The organism is Arthrobacter sp. GAS37 (genome assembly GCF_044908325.1).
GTDB lineage: Bacteria > Actinomycetota > Actinomycetes > Actinomycetales > Micrococcaceae > Arthrobacter > Arthrobacter ramosus.
On the sequence record NZ_JBIYDB010000033.1, the window covers coordinates 1 to 18,067 of the forward strand.

Sequence of the window (18,067 nt, forward strand, 5' to 3'; positions counted from 1 at the left end):
GGCAGTCTCTTCCGGATCACGATCAGGCAGCTGGGAAGTCAACCCGCTAAGGATGTGTGAGGTCTCTTCTCCTGCAGCCACGTCCAACCTCTCTTTTGGCGCATTCATCGTCGCCTCAGGTCCGGCAGGGTAACTGCCCGTCATGAACGCGGCGTGTGCGACATATCGGTTACAACAGCCCGGTCATGTGCGCCGGGCAGGTTCTCTTGAGCTCAAGCTGCGCTATTCGCGGCGGGCGGTTGCCCTGCAGCCAAAGTCTTCACTGGCCACTGTAGCTTTGTACGAGCCGCGATGCGTAGCCGCGATGTCGTGAAGGCGTTGTATGTCACACTCAAGCTGTTACATCGTAGGCAGTTGTAGCTGCAGCCAGGGCTACAGCCGGACTGCAGCCCTGGCTTTAGCCGTGGCTGGGGCGCGGATTATGGTGGAACGCGGGACAATGGCTTGAAGCACACGCCCAAAGGGTGTTGGCTTGTAGTAATCGAAATCACTTCAAGAGGAGGAAACGTGAGCGAGGCCGACGCCGCCACATCGGTAAATGTGGCGGAAAGATTGGGTTTCAAAGATGGGGATCTAATTCAGGAACTCGGTTACGACGATGATGTCGATTTCGATTTGCGTGATGACATTGAGGAACTCACGGGTTCCGAGCTGCTTGACGAAGACGATCACGAGGTTGTGGATGCGGTCATTTTCTGGTGGCGCGATGGTGATGGAGACCTTGTCGACGCACTAGTTGATTCACTGACCACCTTGGGCGAAGGCGGCGTGGTCTGGGTGCTGACCCCCAAGTCGGGCCGCGACAACTACGTCTCGCCCTCGGATATTCAGGACGCTGCTCCCACCGCTGGCCTGCATTGCACTACCTCCGCAGGCGTCTCCAAGGACTGGAGCGCCACGCGGCTTGTAGCGCGCAAGAAGAACAAGTGACACACACGAGGTTGAACCCTCCCGGACTGCGTCCGGGAGTTCCTGTTGTGGGCCAGGAAGCCCCGGATTTTGAGCTTGTGAACCAGTTTGGGGAGCCGGTTCGCTTGTCTGAGCTTCGCGGCCGCAACGTTGTGGTGGTCTTCTATCCCTTCGCCTTCTCCGGAATCTGCACCGGGGAACTGTGCGAGATCCGCGACAATCTGGGTATTTTCGAACACGCCGACGCCATAGTCCTTGGGGTCTCGGTGGACAGCAAGTTCGCTTTGCGGGCTTACGCCGACAAGGAAGGCTACGAGTTCGATCTCCTGGCGGACTTCTGGCCGCACGGAGAAGTAGCCGAGAAGTATGGCGTGTTTGATGCAGCTACCGGCATGTCCTTGCGGGGCACTTTCATCATCGATGCCGCGGGCATCATTCGTTATGTCGTCGTCAATCCGCGCGGTCAGGCACGCGACCTAGCGGAGTATCGCGGGGCATTGTCCGCACTTGGCCGGGCCTAGCGCCGATGAGCGCCCAACGGCCCGGCGTCGGAATGACTGGCTTCGCCATACTTCCGCCGGCCCTCACGGTTGAGTTGGATCCAGGCGAGCTGGACCTTCTCCGCCAAGCCGCCGCGATTCTCGGCGGCAAGCGGCTTGCTGTCTTGACAGGAGCCGGCCTGAGCACGGACTCCGGAATCCCTGACTACCGCGGCCCGGGGGCCGCGCCGCGGAATCCGATGACCTACCAGGAATTCATCGGAAGTCCTGCCAACCGGCGCCGATACTGGGCGAGGAACCACCTTGGATGGTCGCACCTCCGGCGGGCGGACCCCAATGCCGGGCATGCCGCCGTCGCGCTCCTTGAGCGGCGCGGGCTGATCACGGGGCTCATCACACAGAATGTGGACCGTCTGCACGAGGACGCCGGCAGCATCAATGTGGTGGACCTGCACGGCCGCTACGATCGCGTGATCTGCCTTGACGAGGGACACGTCTTCACCCGACGGCTCGTGGCGTCGATTCTCGAGGAAATCAATCCCGGCTTCCTCGAAGCCGCGCAGGCTTCCGGCGTCGTGGAAATGGCACCCGACGCGGATGCCTCAGTGGAGGATCCCGAGCTCATCCGATCGTTCGTCGTCGCTGTTTGTCCCGTTTGCGGGGGAACGCTCAAGCCCGACTTCGTGTACTTCGGTGAAAATGTGCCCAGGGAACGGGTGCAGCGCGCCTATTCCATGGTGGACGAAGCCGGGGCACTGCTGGTGGCAGGTTCTTCGTTGACCGTAATGAGCGGGCTGAGGTTCGTGCGGCACGCAGCCAAACTCGGCAAGCCGGTAGTGATCATCAACCGTGGACCGACCCGCGGCGACGGGCTCGCGAACCTCAAAGTGGAAGCCGGAGTCAGCGGCGCGCTGGCCTGGCTTGCCGCTGAACTTCCCGATTTGCCGCCCCCCGGTCAGTCGATTGGTGTTCCAGGCGATTGATCCGGTAGAGTACATGTTCGTTGGTTGAAGCGCCGAGGGCGCTGAAATCAGTGTTTGGGTCTTTAGCTCAGCTGGTAGAGCGCCACGTTTACACCGTGGATGTCATCGGTTCGATCCCGGTAGGACCCACCAGGCAAAAAGAGCCCCTGAACTGCGAAAACGCAGCTCAGGGGCTCTTTCTTTTCAGCGCTGGTGGTGTGTCGTGCAGCAAATGTGCAGCAAGCTCAGTCCGGAGAGAGCTTTCCAAAATTTCGGAAGCTGCGCATTTCGGCAACCGGTTGAAGGCGCTTACGGGAGATACCTCGTTCGAGGGACGCGTGAATCAAAGTATTCCAATAGCTTGTGACCGCCGGATACGCCGGCGGAAGCCACATTCCGCGACCTACGAGGTGATAGGGCGACGGTCGAGCTTGGCCTGAATCGCATGAACGGGCGCAGAGACGACTGGAGGTAAGCGATGAAGCATACGAAGATATGGATGGTGAGGGCGGCAATGGTGATCGTGGCCGCGTTCGCGATCGGAAGTCTAGGAACGGCCGCGCCCGCCACGGCCGCCGAGCCCCGGGCGGGGTACCCCACCCAGCAGATCATGGCGGCCGCGAACAACCCGACTGTCGGCAGCATCCCCATTCGCTGAGGATTCTGGAATGCAGACTACCCAGGCGGTGATCGGGGCTGGGGCATGGACAAGGCCTGGAATAAGCACAATATATGGAGTCTCGAAACGATGCGTCGCGTGATGCTTTCAACGAATGTGACACCGCAAGGAGCTCAGTATCTTCTCAAAGCGTATGCGGGGAGATACACATGCAACGGCTCCCTTTGCAAGCTCACCGACCAACGGGAGATCTACGGCATCCATAACTCGATGACGTACTCGACGTACTATGACTGGCCCGTAGGCGGCAAGCTCGGCCTCCAGACGATGTACATCAATCAGGGTGGCGCGTGGAGATGTCCGAACTGGGTGACTTACTCGATCACAAATCCGGGAGTCAACAACCCTTACTCGCTCCCGAATCCGACGAGCCTGGCGTTGATGCGAGTTGAGCCTGCTCTGTCGGCGGAGGAGCAGACGGCGCAGGAAACAGCACTTGCTAGCGAGGAGATCGTCACGCTGACCGCAGCGATCGCCGCAGGAGACGTGCAGGTCGGTTTCTCGTATGACCCCCTTCCGAAGGAGATTCCGGCCCAGTAATACGACGGACGGTGAGGATGCGGGGCGGATAGCCGAACGTTGTCCGTCCCCGTATCCTTGGCTTGAAAGAGGGAGACGATGTGCCTGCGAGCGACGCTGACCCGCTGACCGCGATCGTTGCTGCGGTGCGGCGGTATTGGTCGGAACAGGTTGAACTTGTTGGGCTCTGGCGAGTAGGGGGAGATCCGAACAATATCGGTATCGTTTACCGGCGGCGCCTCGATGAGACGCAGCAGCTTTTCGGGCGTCGTGTGAAGTTCTCAGCGCATGAGGCCGATGGAACCGTCGTGGGCGTCGCGGCCGACCAGGCTATCAACATGGCGGAGCCTCCTGGTGCGCTCATGAGCACCGCACGCGTGGACGACCACGGGATCATGTGGTTCGGCTACGAAGCTGACGCGGCCTTGCCCACTGTTCCCCGACATGTGTATGAGGCGCTTCATCCAGGTGGTCCTTCTCTATAGCTACCATTGCCGACGCCGCAAGCAGGTGGTTAGAGCCACAGTTGTTCGATCATGCGCGCCAAGTCGATGAGGCTCTGGTGAACATGAGGAGATACGCGACCAGGTTCGGTTTTGGGGGTCTGGCGTTTCGGCCTATGTGATAGTGGAAGCCCCTGCCGGCTCACGTGCTCGTGTCTTAGAGGGAGTAGAGAAGTAGCTCCACGGCGAGAGTCGCTTGTCCGGGGTGTACGCCCGCGACGACGCCCCTGAGCTCATCGACCTCCACCGATTCGTCAGCCCGTGGGAGGGACGGAGCCACGTTCAGCAAGGGGGCCTCGGCGGACCTGCCGAACATCGCTCCCGGGCCGCTCAACGGCCAGCGGCTACGGCATTGGGCCAGTGGCGCACAGCTGCTCAAGGTCACAGCCGACGCCCAGTTCCAGCCGCTCGCGATGTCGGGATCCCCAGGGGTGAACTCGCTCGGAATCCAGTTCCGAGACGCCGCCAGAGGCATCGCCGACGCCAGCAAGACTACATGCGCTGCCGGGAAGACCGGCTGCACCACGCTCACCACCCGGTACACCGCTGACGGCGGGGCCCACTTGGCCCCAGCGCCATAAGCACGCCGAGTCCCAAAGGCTACTGCTGGCGATACCGAAACCGCCGTTCCAAACTGTGAACTAACCGCCAATCTGCACCAACAGTCACAAGCGGCGAAGGGTGGCTTCTGCGACCGCTTTGGAGTTGTTCTCAGGATCGCTGTCTACCAACATGCCTGAGAAGAACGTCGGGCCGCGATGAAGCGGATCGCGATGCTAAAATGCATCGCGGGATGGATTCGGAAATGGACGCAGGTGACGGGTTGAGGATGGTTGCCGAGCGTCCGAACTCTCGTGCCACAATGAAAGACGTCGCACGGGTCGCCGGAGTCGGTGTCGGCACTGTCTCCCGGGTCGTCAACGGCAAGTCGAACGTGAGCGAGGAGAGCATCGCCGCGGTCAACGCTGCGATCGAACGTCTCGGATTCCGTCGCAACGACAGCGCCAGGATGCTCAAAACCGGGGCGACTGCCAGCATCGGGCTGCTGGTGGAGGATGTCGCGGACCCGTTCTTTTCCCTGCTTAACCGCTCCGTGGAGGAGGAGGTCCTGCGTCGCGATTCCGTGCTCCTGACCGCCTCCTCGGACAAGGACCCGAATCGCGCGCGCAAGATGATCCTCACCTTCTGTGCCCGCCGGGTCGACGGCCTGGTGATCACTCTCCCCGAAGGCGGTGACGAGGAATACCTGCGTGCGGAGCTCGACGCCGGTACGAGCATGGTCTTCGTCGATCGCCCGCCGCGGGAGCTGGATGTCGACACCGTGATCGTGGACAACCGCGGCGGCGCGCGCACCGGCGTCGAGCACCTCATCGGCTACGGGCATAGGCGGATCGCGTGCTTTACCGATCGGCCGGACCTCTACACCGCGAGCGAGCGCATCGCCGGCTACCGGGAGGCACTCGAGGAAGCGGGCATCCCCTTCGACCCCGAACTCGTCTTCTCCAGCGCGACGACCCGCGAGCCCGTGGACGAGCCCCTCGGACGGATGCTGGCGTCGGATGACCCGCCGACCGCGGTTTTCGCCGGCAACAACCGCACGAGCATCAACGTGATCGGCGCACTGCGCATCCACAACACCTCGCTGGCGATCGTGGGTTTCGACGACTTCGAACTTGCCGACGTCGTCGTGCCCGGGATCACCGTGGTGGCGCAGGACCCGAAGGCGATGGGGCGGGTCGCGATGAGGATGCTCTACAAGCGCCTGGACGGCGACGTCTCGCCCTCGCAGACCGTCACGCTGAACACCCGTCTCATCGTGCGGGGCTCGGGAGAGCTGAGTCGCGACGCCGTGCTCGCCGCGCGCTGACACCAATTCGGAGTCCTCCGTAAATCCCCTTGACCGGTATTCATCTCGGTCACCACTTCTCCGGCGTTGACTCGGTCGAGGTGCGCTGAGTAGACTCGGCCGCGTGGAAACGTTTCCACGCACTCTTGCCCCGTCACCGCTCGGCGGCGGACAACAGTGATGAGCGCTGATGCTCGATACCCCCGTGAGCCAGGTCAAGGAGGACACCCCACGATGTCAAGCCCACACGACAGTCCGGCTGTACGCCCAGGGAGCCGGGGAAGGCCACGTCGATCGCGGCTCGCGCCGGCGATGGCGGTTGCGGCCGCGCTCGCGATCGGAACTCCGGTCGAGGCATCCGCTGCTCCGACCGTCACCGACCTCTCCAACGAGGTCAACCCGTTCGTTGGCACCGAGAGCGAGGGCAACGCCTATCCGGGGGCGACGCTCCCGTTCGGAATGGTGCAGCTCAGCCCTGACAACACCGACAGCTACGCTTCCACGTCGTACAGCAACAACGCCGGCCGCGTGTGGGGATTCAGCCACAGGCACGTCAACAGCGCGGGTTGCCCGGCCGCCGGTGAACTCCTGGTCTCGCCCAGCACTACCGCTACGCCCACCACCTCGCGACGGTTCACGAGCATCCAGCCCGGCAGCGAATCCGCCACAGCCGGTTACTACGGTGTTACCCTCGGCAACTCCGTCAAGGTCGATCTCTCGGCCACCACCCGAGTGGGCGCGCACCGGTACACCTTCCCGGCCGGCACGACCTCCAATCTCTCGTTCAACACGGGTCAGACGCTGCGCACCGCCGGCGCGAGTTCGGTCTCCTGGGTCGATGGGACTACCCTCGAGGGCTGGATCGACAACGGTGGGTTCTGCAGCGGAAACGAGAAAAAGTCCCGCTACTACTTCAGCGCCACTTTCGACCGCGCTCCGCTGTCGACCGGCACCTGGGGCAACAACGCCCAGTTCGTCGGCGGCCGGAACTCCAGTGAGGTCACCGACGGCAACAACGGCTTCGTCGCGACGTTCGATACCACGACCGACCGCGATGTCGAGGTGAGCGTCGGGGTCTCGTACGTGAGCGTCGAAGGCGCCCGCGGTAACCGGATCGCCGAGGCGACCGCCGACGGCACCCGGTTGCCGTTTGATCAGGTCCGCGCGAAAGCCCGCGACGCCTGGAACGCCGAACTTGGCCGCTTCGACATCACGGCATCCGCCGAGCAGCGCAAGATCTTCTACACCCAGCTGTATAAGACGCTGCTGTCGCCGACCATCGGAAGTGACGTCGACGGCCGGTACACAGGAATGGACGCCAAGACGCACACCGCCAATGGCTGGAACTACTACCAGACGTTCTCACTGTGGGACACCTACCGCACGCAGGCGACGTTCCACGCGCTGTTCGCAAAGAACCGGGCCGTCGACATCGTCCGGTCTATGTACCAGGCCAGGGTCGAGGGCGGCTGGTTACCGCGCTGGTCGCTCGGTTCGGTCGAGACGAACATCATGGCCGGCGACCCGGTCTCGCCGTGGATCGCGGAGAACTTCACGCTCGGCACCGTGCCAGACGACATCGCCGGCCGGATGTGGGACTACCTCGTCGAGAACGCGACAACTGCGCCCCCCGCGGGCGTCGCATCCGTTGGCCGTCAGAGCGCCGCGTTCTACCTGGCCAACGGCCACATCCCCTATTACCCGGAGGGCGGCGGCGGCCTAGGCGCCCAGTTCGAAGAGTACCGTCACGGCGGCTCGGCCACGATGGAGTTCGCAGCTGCGGACGCCAGCATCGGCTCGGCCGCGCAGCGGCTTGGGAAGACAGGCCAAGCGGCAGAGTTCCTGGCCCGTGGAACCAACTGGTCGAAGCTCTGGAATCCGGATGTCACACTCAGCGGCGGTTTCAAGGGCATCGTCAACGCCGTCAACCCCGAGGGCCGGTTCGTCTCGGTTCCGGAACGCACGGATGTGACCAGGTCCGGTTTCCACGAGGGAACCCCGTGGCACTACCAGTGGATGGCGACGCAGGATGTGGTCGGTCTGCAGCAGAAGATGGAAGGTCGCGAGGAGTTCGTCAAGCGACTCGACTACTACTTCAACCAGCCGGCCCTCCAGTCCGCTCCGGGGGTCTCTCCGAGCAGCTGGGCTGCGGGCGGCAGCACGTACTACGCGAGCATAGGGTACAACCCGGGCAACGAACCGATGATGATGAACCCCTGGCTGTACGGCTTCGTCGGTGAGCCGGCCAAGACCAACGACGTGCTCGCGGCCAACCTCAACCGCTTCCCGAACACCCCCGGCGGCGGGGTCGGCAATGATGACCTCGGCACTCTCGCCGCTTGGTATGTGATGGCCTCTCTCGGCATCCAGCCGGTGATGCCCGGCTCGGGGATCATGGCTCTCAACGCCCCCAAGGTTCAGGCCGCCACGATTACCCTCGAGAGCGGTGAAAAACTGCGGATCACTGCTGCAGGCGCGAAAGAGAAGCTTCCGAGTTACATTGCTGGTGTGGCCGTGAACGACAACGTGCACACGGCTGCCTGGGTCGATGTGGACGAGATCCGGAACGGCGGTCGGCTCGACTTCGCACTGTCCGGCACTAAGGCAGGCCTCGACTGGGCCACGGCCCAGAAGGACTGGATCCCGAGTGTCTCTGCGCCGCGCAAGGCCAGTCCGGTGATAGTTCCAGGGGCGGACCTGACTGCGATCGCCGGCCGGGAAAAGACCATTGATGTCGCACGGGTCACCTTCGCGGGCGCGTCGCCGGCCGCCGTCGAACCCATCACGGCAACGGTGTCGTGGGCAGGGGGAGACCCGGTCACGGCAACTGTGACGGAGGACAACGGAGCCTGGGTCATCCGTTCCACGTCGACGTTCGCAGCGGCCGGAGCCGTGAGCGGCGTGGTGAGCATCGCCAGCGCGGCGAACACGCCGAGGTTCTCGCCGCCCCTGTTCGCGCCGACCTCGACCAACCTCACGGTTTTGGTCACTGCCGCCCCCGTCAATCCGCCCGTCAGTCCGCCCGTCAGTCCGCCCGTCAACCCTGGAGTCAACGTGGTCCCCCCGACCACCGGAAGCACCGGCACCACCGTTAAGGCGGCGAGCGGACTGGCCCACACCGGCATGGCCCCAGCCGTTTTCTCCCTGTTGTTCGTGGCTCTCGGCGCCATTGCACTCGGCTCGGCCCTCGTGATTCGCCGCAGGCAAGCGAACGGCTAGGAGACGACTGAATTATTCGGTTGGTTACTGGCCCTGGCTAGGCTGCTCCAGGAACGCCTGATCTGCCAGCAGCGAACCCAGAAAGAGCCCCTGAACTGCGAAAACGCAGCTCAGGGGCTCTTTTCCTGTGACCGTTATTCATTTCGGTGTCATCCCGGCCGACCGTCAGGATTATCGGGCTACGCGCCGGTGACCGTGGTTCAGATGCCGACGGCGCCGGCGACCACCATGATCGCGGTGGTGGCCCAGCCGAGGGTTGCGGCAAGTTTCCCGTTCCGATAGTTGCCCATGAGGTCTTTGTCCCGGGAGATGAGCATGGTGACAATGAGGAACGGTGCGGCGGCGATCCCGTTGATGATGGCACTCAAAACCAGCAGTCCGATGGGGTCGGAATCAAACAGACTGATGATGACGCCGCCGATGGTTCCCACACCGAGCAGCACGTAGAACGTGCGCGCCTTGCTGGGGCGCCGGTCGAAGCCCCATTCCTTGCCGAGCAGTCCAGACAATCCCGCAGAGCCCGAGGCCGCCAGGACCGGGACGGCGAGGATCCCGGAGCCGACAAACCCGGCCGCGAAGAGGAACTTGGCAGCGGGGCCCGCGATGGGTTCCAGAGCCTTGGCGGCATCCGCGGCGGTCTTGATGTCCGTGCCGTTCTTTCCCAAGGTCGCCGCGGTGGCAGCGATGATGGCGAACATGACCAGGACGGAGAAAAACATGCCGATGAATACGTCCGCGCGGGCGTCGCGGAGCTTGCGCCGGGCGGCGGGCGCCGAGTGGTCATCCAGCCCGACGGCGTTATCGCCTCCGAGGTCATCTTCCCTCAGCTCCTCGATCCGGTGCGCGCTCTGCCAGAAGAACAGGTAGGGGGAGATCGTGGTGCCCAAGACCGCAACGATGAGCCCCAGGTAGTCCCAGCTGAAGCGGAACTGCAGGCCCAGCAGGCCCGCCGCAACGTCAGGCCAGTCCACCTTGGACACGAACAGCACCGCCACGTAGGCCAGCAGCGCCAGGCAGAGCCACTTAAAGACCTTGGCAATGACGGCGAAACCACCGGCAACCAGGACAAGGGCGATGCCGATTCCAGCGATCGCGCTCCACAGCTGGGCCGGGCCTGCACCGAACAGCTCCATGCCCTGCCCGACCGCCATCAGGTCCGCGGCCGCGTTCAGGGTGTTCGCCCCCATCAGCGCCACGATGAGGATCGCGATCACCACACGGGGCTTGCGGGAGAACTTCCGGCGGGCCAACCTGCCCAGGCCGTCCCCGGTGGCCAGGGCGGTGCGGTCACAGATTTCCTGGACGGCCATCATCATCGGCAAAGTCACCGGCGCAGTCCAGAGCATCCCGTTGGAGAAAGTGGCGCCGACCTGAGCGTAGGTCGCAATTCCGGACGGGTCATCATCCGCAGCGCCGGTGACCAGGCCTGGGCCGAGCAAGCCGAGGAATCGCCGGACCGGGGAGCGTTTCGCGCCCGAGGGAGCCCGACCATCTGCGGAAGGATCCTCTGGCTTGCTGTCGATGGCTGGGGCCTCACCGGATTCCGGTTTGGTAGAGTCCACGGAACTCATGCCGTTCTCCTGTTGTTCAGTTGCCACTCCCGGAAATGCTAAGTATGCTTATTATCCCCAGTCATGCCAGCTTGAAGGCAAAGGGGCCTTCAGGGTTGCGGGATATCCATCCGGATATTGGTTGTGGCCAATCGTTTGGCGGCTCAGAATGGCAGCATGACAGCGTCCGAAGATGCAGCGCGTGATAAGAGGCTGGCGGAAATCGGAACGGCGGTGTTCGCCGCCGCCCCGGCGACCGTCGCCGGTCTGTTGCCGTGGGTGGTGACCCGCTGGAAAGTGAAAGAGCCCGTGCCAGGCGGACTGGCGGCCCAGTGCGCAGGTGTTCTCCTGATCGGCGTCGGGGCGGCGGTGATCACCAACTCGTTTGCACGGTTCGCTCTTGAGGGACTGGGAACGCCGGCACCCTTTGCGCCACCGAAGAACCTGGTGGTCAGCGGTTTCTACAGGTTCGTGAGGAACCCCATCTACCTGGGCGTTGGCGCCGCGATCACCGGACAGGGCCTCCTGCTGGGACAGCCGAAGCTGTTCGGCCTGGCGGCCCTCGGCGCAGTTCCCGTGGTGGCCTTCGTCAAGTTGTATGAGGAGCCGACGCTGGCACGCAAGTTCGGCGCCGACTATGAGGACTACCGCGCCAACGTCCCGCGCTGGCTGCCTCGGCTCACTCCTTGGCAGCAGGAGGGCCAGGGTCGAACCTGATCCGCTGCGGGGAATTGGAAAAGCTCTCCACCGCGACTATTGGGGGATGCCGCGGTGGAGAGCTCATAGATGAATATACAGAGAATTTCTGGATATGGAAAGAAAGCCGTTCTCCGACCGGCGCGTCTCATCAAGCACCAAGCCACTATGATGGTGCTTGTTCAGTGGATTGAACAAGCGTGATTGCCGCGGATCGGAGTTCCGCTGCCCCCGGGTAGCGTTTCTGCCTGGCACGCCCACTCTGCGCCAGACGCACGATTGCGAAGGAGAATCATGGCCGATTCCCGCACCCCCCGTTCCGCCGAAGGATTGGGGAGCTCCTCGCCGGCGCCTGCCGTGACCCGCGCGGCCGCGGTCCTGGATGCCTTGGCGGAGGCACCTTCCGGCCGGCTGACACTCAGCGATCTTTCGCGGGAACTCGGGATTCCGAAGTCTTCCACGTCAAACCTGCTGATGGCTCTTGAAGAAGCCCGGCTTATTACCCGCGAAGGCGCCGACTTTTCACTTGGCCGGAAGCTTGTTGAACTTGGCGCCGCCTACCTCAGCCGGCTCGATGAAGTCCAGGAGTTCTACAAGTTCTGCGAGCAGGCACCAACGCTCTCCGGCGAAACAGTGCGGATTGCGATGATCGACGGCGATCACATCATTTACCTGGCGCGCTACGAAGGGCACCCAGCCGTCCGGCTCACGTCGAACATCGGCGACAAAATGCCGCTTTCCCTGAGCGCCGTCGGAAAGGTTCTCCTGGCCCAGCTTCACGACCATGACATCGAGGCGATGTTCCCGGACGACGTGGAGCTCCCTGTCATGACCCCGAAGTCCCTCCGGAGTGCCGCTGAGCTCAAGTCCCAGGTGGCCGCGATCCGCAAGCAGGGCTATGCCCTGGAGGACGAGGAATCCACGCTCGGCGTGGTTTGCCTTGCCGTGCCCGTGCCTACCCACGGGGCACATGGCCCCAGCCTCGGTCTCTCGGTGACAGCCTTGAAGGCCACTTTTTCCGAGGAGCAGGCTGCCCTGATGGTGAAGGAACTCAAGGAGCTCGCCCACTCGCTGGGCAACCCGATGGGCTAACCGATTTTGCCGCACGATGGGGTCATAAACCCGCCCGTCGACGGGGTCATAAATAAATCTGATTACACCACTTGAAACTTGTCCAACGTGCTGTACTCTGTTCACTATAGTGATTCACGCCATGGCGGCTGACGCTATCTCGCCAGGCCAACGGGGGTCTGGAGTGTTCTTGAGGGAGTGCTTGTGACAACTCGTACTAAGACAAAGATTGCTGATATGGACGACGCAGTAGTTGAGCCGGAACAGCTGCGAAGGGCAACTCTTGCCAGCTCCGTAGGATCCGCCCTGGAGTACTACGACTTCTACATTTATGGCCTGGCTTCGGCCCTGATCTTCGGACCGCTGTTCTTCAAGCCCTTGGGTGAAAGCGGCGCATTGATCGCGTCGTTCGCAACCTATGGCGTTGGATTCGCGGCGCGGCCCTTCGGTGGTATCTTCTTCGGATTCATCGGAGACCGCTTCGGCCGCAAGATGGTCCTCCTGATGACCATCGGCATGATGGGCCTTGCCAGCTTCGCGATCGGCTTGCTGCCGACGTTCGACCAGGCGGGCATGCTCGGCGCTGTCCTGCTGGTGACGCTCCGTATTGTTCAGGGCCTGGGCGCTGGAGCAGAACAAGCAGGCGCAACCACGCTGATCTCCGAAGTCGCTCCACCGAAGCGCCGCGGCTACTTCGCTTCGCTGCCCTTCGTGGGCATCCAACTTGGAACCCTCCTCGGCGCCGGTACCTTTGCGCTCATTGGCATGGCCAACAAGAGCGTGCTCGAAGGCTGGCTGTGGCGTGTGCCTTTCCTCGCCAGCCTCATCCTGATCGTCGTGGCAATCTTCATCCGTCTCAGGCTGAAGGAAACCCCGGTGTTCCAGGAACTGGAGAAGCACAAGAACGTGGTGAAGAACCCCGTTGGTGAGCTCTGGAAGCACTCCAAAAAGAATGTGCTGGTGGGCATCGGTCTCCGCATGGGCGAGAACGGCAACTCCTCGATCTACTCGGCATTGCTCATATCCTTCATGTCAGTCAAGGAAGGCGTCTTCCCCGGCGACAAGTTCATCGGTCCGGTCGGTCTGCTAATCGCCGCCGGATTTGCCGCCGTCATGGTGGTCACCTTCGGCGCCTTGTCGGACCGAATTGGTCGCGTCAAGGTCTACCGCTACGGGGCCTTGTTCCAGGCAGTCTTCGCGATTCCCGCCTTCTACCTCGTGACCCTCGGCAACGTGACCCTTGTATGGGCCGTCATGGTTGTCGGCATCGCCCTTGGCGTGCAGTCCATGCTCGGCCCGCAGTGCCCGCTTCTGCCCGAGCTCTTCGGCTCGCAGTACCGCTTCACCGGTGTGGCATTGAGCCGCGAACTGTCTGCTGTCCTGGCCGGCGGACTCGTGCCCCTCGTTGGCGTCGCGCTCCTTGCCGCTACGGGCAACTCCTGGGTGGTCCTGGCGGTCTACTCGCTGGTCCTGGCGCTGATTTCATACATCACCACCTTCTTCACCCCGGAAACAGCCGGCCGCGACCTCCGTTCCCTGGAGGACGCGAAGTAGGTAGTCCCGTACCCCGACGTACGCAAGCAGCGACGGCCCCTTCCGAAATTCGGAGGGGGCCGTCGCTTTGTTGCGCCCTGGCAAAAGCGCCCACACAGCAAAGCGGCCCCTCCGGAAAACCGGAGAGGCCGCCAGGATGGCGCTGGGTTGTTGACGGTTTAGTAGAAATGCACCGTGTCCACGAGGTGGGGGAGTTCCCCGCCGTCGAGGAACGTACGCAGGTTGCTGATGAAACGCTCGGCGATGAGTCGGTTCTCAGCGGCACTGAGCGCCGAGGTGTGCGGTGAGACCATGACCTTCGGGTGGTTCCACAGCGGGCTGTCCTGGGGGAGCGGCTCGACGGCGAAGACGTCCAGGCAGGCGTAGGACACCTGGCCGTTGTCCAGGGCTTCGACGAGTGCCTCTTCATCAACCACGGTTCCGCGACCAACGTTGGCAAAAACCGTTCCGGGCTTCATTGCCGAGAAGACCTCGTGGTTGAAGAGTTTCTCCGTGTATGGCGTGCCGGGGAGCGTGTTGACGACGGCGTCTGCCGTAGCCAGGAGTCCCGCGAGGCCATCGTTGTCCGCGACCTCGTCGATTCCTTCGATCTCCTCGACGTTCCGCTTGGTTCCGCTCACCTTCATGCCGAGTGCGCGGGCGATGCGGGCGGTCTCGAGGCCGATTTCGCCGAGACCCGTGATGACCAGTTTGGAGCCGTTCACAAGTTTGGTGGGGGTGCGCAGCTCGGGCCAGACCTTGGCAGCCTGGTCCTGTGCAAGTTCCGCGCTGCGCTTGAAGCCGTTGAGGATGCCCAGGGCTGCGAACTCGGCGAGTGGAAGGGCGTGCACGCCTGCGGAGGTGGTGACCTTGAACTTCTGCAAGGTCTCGCTGTCGAGGCCGGAAGCCTTCACGGCGCCGCCGGCACCTGCGGCCATGGCGTGGATCCACTGCAAGTGCGGGTTGCTCTGGGCGATGCGGGCCAGGCCGGCCGGATTCTCGTTGGGGAAACCGTAGAGGATCTGGGCCTTGTTCAACATCGACCAGTAGCGTTCTTCTTGTTCGGGAGTCCGCTTGAAGTCCGGATCGCCGGAGTGGTCGGCCGGGAAGCGTTCCGGAGGAAGAAGCTCGGGTTCGTAGAGCACCGTAATGCTCGGATCTACGGCGCGGATACGCTCCACGTGCTCAGCTTCGAGCGGGACTGCGATCGCGATGGTGAGTTCATCAGTCGTCATGGTGTTCATCATACTGAATTGAGGCTAGGATATTGAACAGTTTTTGAAAGATGAACCACAAAGAAGTGAGGTGCAAGCGAAAGATGACTTCCAAGACCGCAGGTTTTGTGGGACTCGGGCTCATGGGCTTCCCCATGGCAGCCAATCTGCTCGCCAACGGCTGGGGGGTGACTGCATGGAACCGTTCCGCCGAAGCGCTCGCCGAATTGGAGAAGCTCGGCGGAAAACGTTCGGAGTCGGTTGCCGGGCTCCGGGACCAACCCATCATCATTTTCATGCTTCCGGATCTCTCCTACATCCAGGATGCCGCAGCTCCTCTGCTCGATTCCTGGCGCTCGGACGCGCCGCTTCCGGGAACCACGGTGGTCATCATGAGCAGCGTGTCCCCGACCGCCGTGCAGGAATTCGGCCGGGCGGTCCATAGCGCAAGTGGCGGGAACGCCGTCGTCGTCGATGCCCCGGTCAGCGGAGGCACCAAAGGCGCACAGGACGGCACACTGGCCATCATGGTGGGAGCCGGCGAAGAAGACTTCCAGCGATCGCTTCCCGTGCTCCAATCCATGGGCACCACCGTCCGCCGCATGGGCAACCTGGGCGCCGGTTCGCTGGCGAAGGCCTGCAACCAACTGATCGTCGGGACGACGACGGCGGCGCTCGCGGAAGCCGCCGAACTCGCCGAGCGCTCGGGCATGGATGCTTCTGCCCTCTTCGAGGTCCTGGCCGGCGGACTCGCCGGAAGCCGGGTCCTGGAGATTGTCGGCCCACGCCTGGCAGCCAAGGATTACGCGCCCACAGGTCCAGCGAAGTTCATGCACAAGGACCTCAAGTTCGTGCTCGAAAGCGCCGAAGCGGCCGGTGCCGCTGTCCCGATGGCGACTGCCGGCGTCGAACTCTACCGCGAACTGATTGATCAGGGCCTTGGCGACCAGGACCTTGCAGTTGTCCGCCAGACCATCGCCAACCTCAGCGACTCCTCCCTAAGCCCTCTGAACTAAGTAAGGAAACAACCATGAGTGGACTCTTTGATCTCACCGGGCGCGTGGCGCTCGTTACCGGATCCAGCCGCGGCATCGGCAACGCGCTGGCCCGCGGATTGGCCGACGCTGGTGCCACCGTTGTCCTCAACGGCATCAACACGGAGCGGCTCAAGGACGCGGAAGCCGCCATGGCGGCGGACTTCGGGCCCGGCCGCATCCACAGCTGTGCGTTCGACGTCACCAGCGATACTGAGGCGGCCCGCGGCGTTGCCTGGGTCGAGGAGAACGTCGGCCCCCTCGATATCCTCGTCAACAATGCGGGCATCCAGCACCGCGTCCCGATGCTGGACCTGGATGTGAAGGACTGGGAGCGGGTCATCACCACCGACCTGACGAGCGCCTTCCTCGTAGGACGTGAAGCCGCCCGCCACATGATTCCGCGGGGCCGCGGCAAGATCATCAACATCTGCTCCGTGCAGACTGACCTGGCGCGCCCCACGATCGCCCCCTATGTGGCCGCCAAGGGTGGACTGCGGAACCTGACACGCGCCATGACCGCCGAATGGGCGGCCTCCGGCCTTCAGATCAACGGCATCGCTCCGGGTTACATCCACACCGAAATGACCCAGAACCTCGTGGACGATCCCGACTTCAACTCCTGGATCCTTGGCCGGACGCCGGCCCACCGATGGGGCACCGTGGCGGATCTCGCCGGTCCGGCGGTCTGGCTTGCTTCCGAGGCTTCGAACTTCGTCAATGGCCAGACGATCTTCGTCGACGGCGGAATGACGGTGGTCGTGTAATGAGCGGCTTCCAGCTTCCCCAGTCTTCACCCGCCGTTGTGGCCCACGCCGCCGGCGACCTTCGCATCGAGGACATAGCCCTAGTTGTTCCCACCCCTGACCAGGCGGTCGTCGAGATCGCTTACGGTGGCATCTGCGGCTCGGACCTGCACTACTGGCTCCATGGCGCGGCGGGGGAATCGATCCTCAAAGCTCCCATGGTGCTCGGTCACGAAATCGTCGGCACCGTTGTCCAGCAGGCCGCCGATGGCACCGGCCCGGCAGCCGGAACCGCCGTCGCCGTCCACCCCGCGACCCCCGCCCCGGGTGCGGCCAGGTATCCGGAAGACCGGCCCAACCTTTCTCCGGGCTGCACCTACCTCGGCAGTGCGGCACGGTACCCGCACACGGACGGTGCCTTCAGCCGCTACGCGACCCTGCCGTCCCGCATGCTCCGGAGCCTTCCGTCCACGCTGGACTTGCGCACGGCGGCGCTTGTGGAGCCGGCCAGCGTTGCCTGGCATGCCGTCGCCCGCGCGGGGGACGTGGCCGGAAAGACGGCGCTGGTGATCGGAAGCGGTCCGATCGGCGCGCTGGCAGTCGCTGTCCTCAAGCGCGCGGGGGCAACCCGGATCGTGGCCGTCGACATGCATGACAAGCCTCTTGAGATCGCGCGTGCAGTGGGCGCCGACGATGTTCTCAAGGGCGATGACGCAGAGGCAATCGCCGCCGTGGAAGCCGACGTCGTCATCGAGTCCTCCGGCAGCCACTTCGGGCTGGCGTCGGCCATCAAGGGCGCAGTACGCGGCGGGAAAGTGGTCATGGTCGGGCTGCTGCCCTCGGGACCGCAGCCGGTCTTCATTTCGCTGGCCATCACCCGCGAGCTCGAACTGCTCGGATCCTTCCGTTTCAACGACGAGATCGACGAGGTCATTGCGGCGCTCGCGGACGGTTCGCTCTACGTGGATCCGGTGGTGACCCACGAATTCACGCTGGACCGCGGCCTGGAGGCCTTCGAGGTGGCCAGGAACTCTGCCGAATCCGGAAAGGTCCTGCTGAACTTCCAGCCTGTGGCCTAACCTCCCA

17 protein-coding genes and 1 tRNA gene are annotated in these 18,067 nt (G+C 63.4%); 15 read left to right on the top strand and 3 right to left on the bottom strand.

Annotated elements, in window-relative coordinates; all coding sequences use genetic code 11:
- Nucleotides 1-507: 507 nt before the first annotated feature.
- The 7 genes from ABH924_RS19415 (at nucleotide 508) to ABH924_RS19445 (ending at nucleotide 4,054) form a co-directional block, all read left to right on the top strand.
- Nucleotides 508-930: a DUF3052 domain-containing protein gene (locus ABH924_RS19415; RefSeq protein WP_059387755.1), complete on the top strand. Its 423-nt coding sequence runs from the start codon at nucleotides 508-510 to the stop codon at nucleotides 928-930.
- Nucleotides 927-1,430 (top strand): peroxiredoxin, encoded by a 504-nt coding sequence (locus ABH924_RS19420; protein ID WP_404501478.1) that lies wholly within the window; start codon nucleotides 927-929, stop codon nucleotides 1,428-1,430. Before ABH924_RS19415 ends, ABH924_RS19420 begins: the two co-directional genes overlap by 4 nt.
- Nucleotides 1,431-1,435: 5 nt before the next feature.
- On the top strand, nucleotides 1,436-2,392 hold the full coding sequence (locus tag ABH924_RS19425; protein WP_404501480.1) for an NAD-dependent protein deacetylase: 957 nt from the start codon (nucleotides 1,436-1,438) through the stop codon (nucleotides 2,390-2,392).
- A gap of 56 nt (nucleotides 2,393-2,448) precedes the next feature.
- Nucleotides 2,449-2,524, top strand: a tRNA-Val gene (locus ABH924_RS19430).
- 325 nt (nucleotides 2,525-2,849) lie between these two features.
- Complete coding sequence (locus ABH924_RS19435; RefSeq protein WP_404501482.1) at nucleotides 2,850-3,029, top strand: hypothetical protein; 180 nt, start codon at nucleotides 2,850-2,852, stop codon at nucleotides 3,027-3,029.
- A gap of 99 nt (nucleotides 3,030-3,128) precedes the next feature.
- The gene (locus ABH924_RS19440; RefSeq protein ID WP_404501484.1) at nucleotides 3,129-3,590 is read left to right on the top strand and encodes a hypothetical protein; all 462 of its coding nucleotides are present in this window, start codon (nucleotides 3,129-3,131) and stop codon (nucleotides 3,588-3,590) included.
- Between the two features lie 80 nt (nucleotides 3,591-3,670).
- Complete coding sequence (locus ABH924_RS19445; protein ID WP_404501486.1) at nucleotides 3,671-4,054, top strand: hypothetical protein; 384 nt, start codon at nucleotides 3,671-3,673, stop codon at nucleotides 4,052-4,054.
- 175 nt (nucleotides 4,055-4,229) lie between these two features.
- On the opposite strand, the gene ABH924_RS19450 is transcribed toward ABH924_RS19445, so the two are convergent.
- Complete coding sequence (locus ABH924_RS19450; RefSeq protein ID WP_404501488.1) at nucleotides 4,230-4,598, bottom strand: hypothetical protein; 369 nt, start codon at nucleotides 4,596-4,598, stop codon at nucleotides 4,230-4,232.
- A gap of 279 nt (nucleotides 4,599-4,877) precedes the next feature.
- On the opposite strand from ABH924_RS19450, the gene ABH924_RS19455 reads away from it, so the two are divergent.
- Nucleotides 4,878-5,939 carry a LacI family DNA-binding transcriptional regulator gene (locus ABH924_RS19455; RefSeq protein ID WP_404501490.1) on the top strand — a complete coding sequence of 354 codons (1,062 nt, stop codon included), beginning with the start codon at nucleotides 4,878-4,880 and terminating at the stop codon, nucleotides 5,937-5,939.
- Between the two features lie 213 nt (nucleotides 5,940-6,152).
- Complete coding sequence (locus ABH924_RS19460; RefSeq protein ID WP_404501492.1) at nucleotides 6,153-9,137, top strand: GH92 family glycosyl hydrolase; 2,985 nt, start codon at nucleotides 6,153-6,155, stop codon at nucleotides 9,135-9,137.
- 200 nt (nucleotides 9,138-9,337) lie between these two features.
- Here ABH924_RS19460 and ABH924_RS19465 read toward each other — a convergent pair whose 3' ends face one another.
- The gene (locus ABH924_RS19465) at nucleotides 9,338-10,708 is read right to left on the bottom strand and encodes an Nramp family divalent metal transporter (protein ID WP_404501494.1); all 1,371 of its coding nucleotides are present in this window, start codon (nucleotides 10,706-10,708) and stop codon (nucleotides 9,338-9,340) included.
- 156 nt (nucleotides 10,709-10,864) lie between these two features.
- Here ABH924_RS19465 and ABH924_RS19470 point away from each other — a divergent pair, with 156 nt between their 5' ends.
- The 3 genes from ABH924_RS19470 to ABH924_RS19480 all read left to right on the top strand — a co-directional run bounded on the left by ABH924_RS19470 (nucleotide 10,865) and on the right by ABH924_RS19480 (nucleotide 14,008).
- Nucleotides 10,865-11,404 (top strand): methyltransferase family protein, encoded by a 540-nt coding sequence (locus ABH924_RS19470; protein WP_404501496.1) that lies wholly within the window; start codon nucleotides 10,865-10,867, stop codon nucleotides 11,402-11,404.
- 273 nt (nucleotides 11,405-11,677) lie between these two features.
- Nucleotides 11,678-12,475, top strand: a complete 798-nt coding sequence (locus ABH924_RS19475) for an IclR family transcriptional regulator (RefSeq protein WP_404501498.1) — start codon at nucleotides 11,678-11,680, stop codon at nucleotides 12,473-12,475.
- A gap of 216 nt (nucleotides 12,476-12,691) precedes the next feature.
- Nucleotides 12,692-14,008: an MFS transporter gene (locus ABH924_RS19480; RefSeq protein WP_404501500.1), complete on the top strand. Its 1,317-nt coding sequence runs from the start codon at nucleotides 12,692-12,694 to the stop codon at nucleotides 14,006-14,008.
- 158 nt (nucleotides 14,009-14,166) lie between these two features.
- Here the strand turns inward: ABH924_RS19480 and ABH924_RS19485 are convergent, their stop codons facing one another.
- The gene (locus ABH924_RS19485) at nucleotides 14,167-15,234 is read right to left on the bottom strand and encodes a D-2-hydroxyacid dehydrogenase (RefSeq protein WP_404501502.1); all 1,068 of its coding nucleotides are present in this window, start codon (nucleotides 15,232-15,234) and stop codon (nucleotides 14,167-14,169) included.
- A gap of 71 nt (nucleotides 15,235-15,305) precedes the next feature.
- Between ABH924_RS19485 and ABH924_RS19490 the strand changes: the two genes are divergently transcribed.
- From ABH924_RS19490 to ABH924_RS19500, 3 genes are read left to right on the top strand one after another with little or no spacing between them, the layout of a single operon-like run.
- Nucleotides 15,306-16,217, top strand: a complete 912-nt coding sequence (locus ABH924_RS19490) for an NAD(P)-dependent oxidoreductase (protein WP_404501504.1) — start codon at nucleotides 15,306-15,308, stop codon at nucleotides 16,215-16,217.
- A gap of 14 nt (nucleotides 16,218-16,231) precedes the next feature.
- Nucleotides 16,232-17,002, top strand: a complete 771-nt coding sequence (locus tag ABH924_RS19495; RefSeq protein ID WP_404501506.1) for an SDR family oxidoreductase — start codon at nucleotides 16,232-16,234, stop codon at nucleotides 17,000-17,002.
- Nucleotides 17,002-18,060, top strand: coding sequence for an L-idonate 5-dehydrogenase (locus ABH924_RS19500; RefSeq protein ID WP_404501508.1), 1,059 nt, complete (start codon nucleotides 17,002-17,004; stop codon nucleotides 18,058-18,060). The genes ABH924_RS19495 and ABH924_RS19500 overlap by 1 nt, the downstream gene beginning before the upstream one ends.
- Nucleotides 18,061-18,067 lie beyond the last annotated feature (7 nt).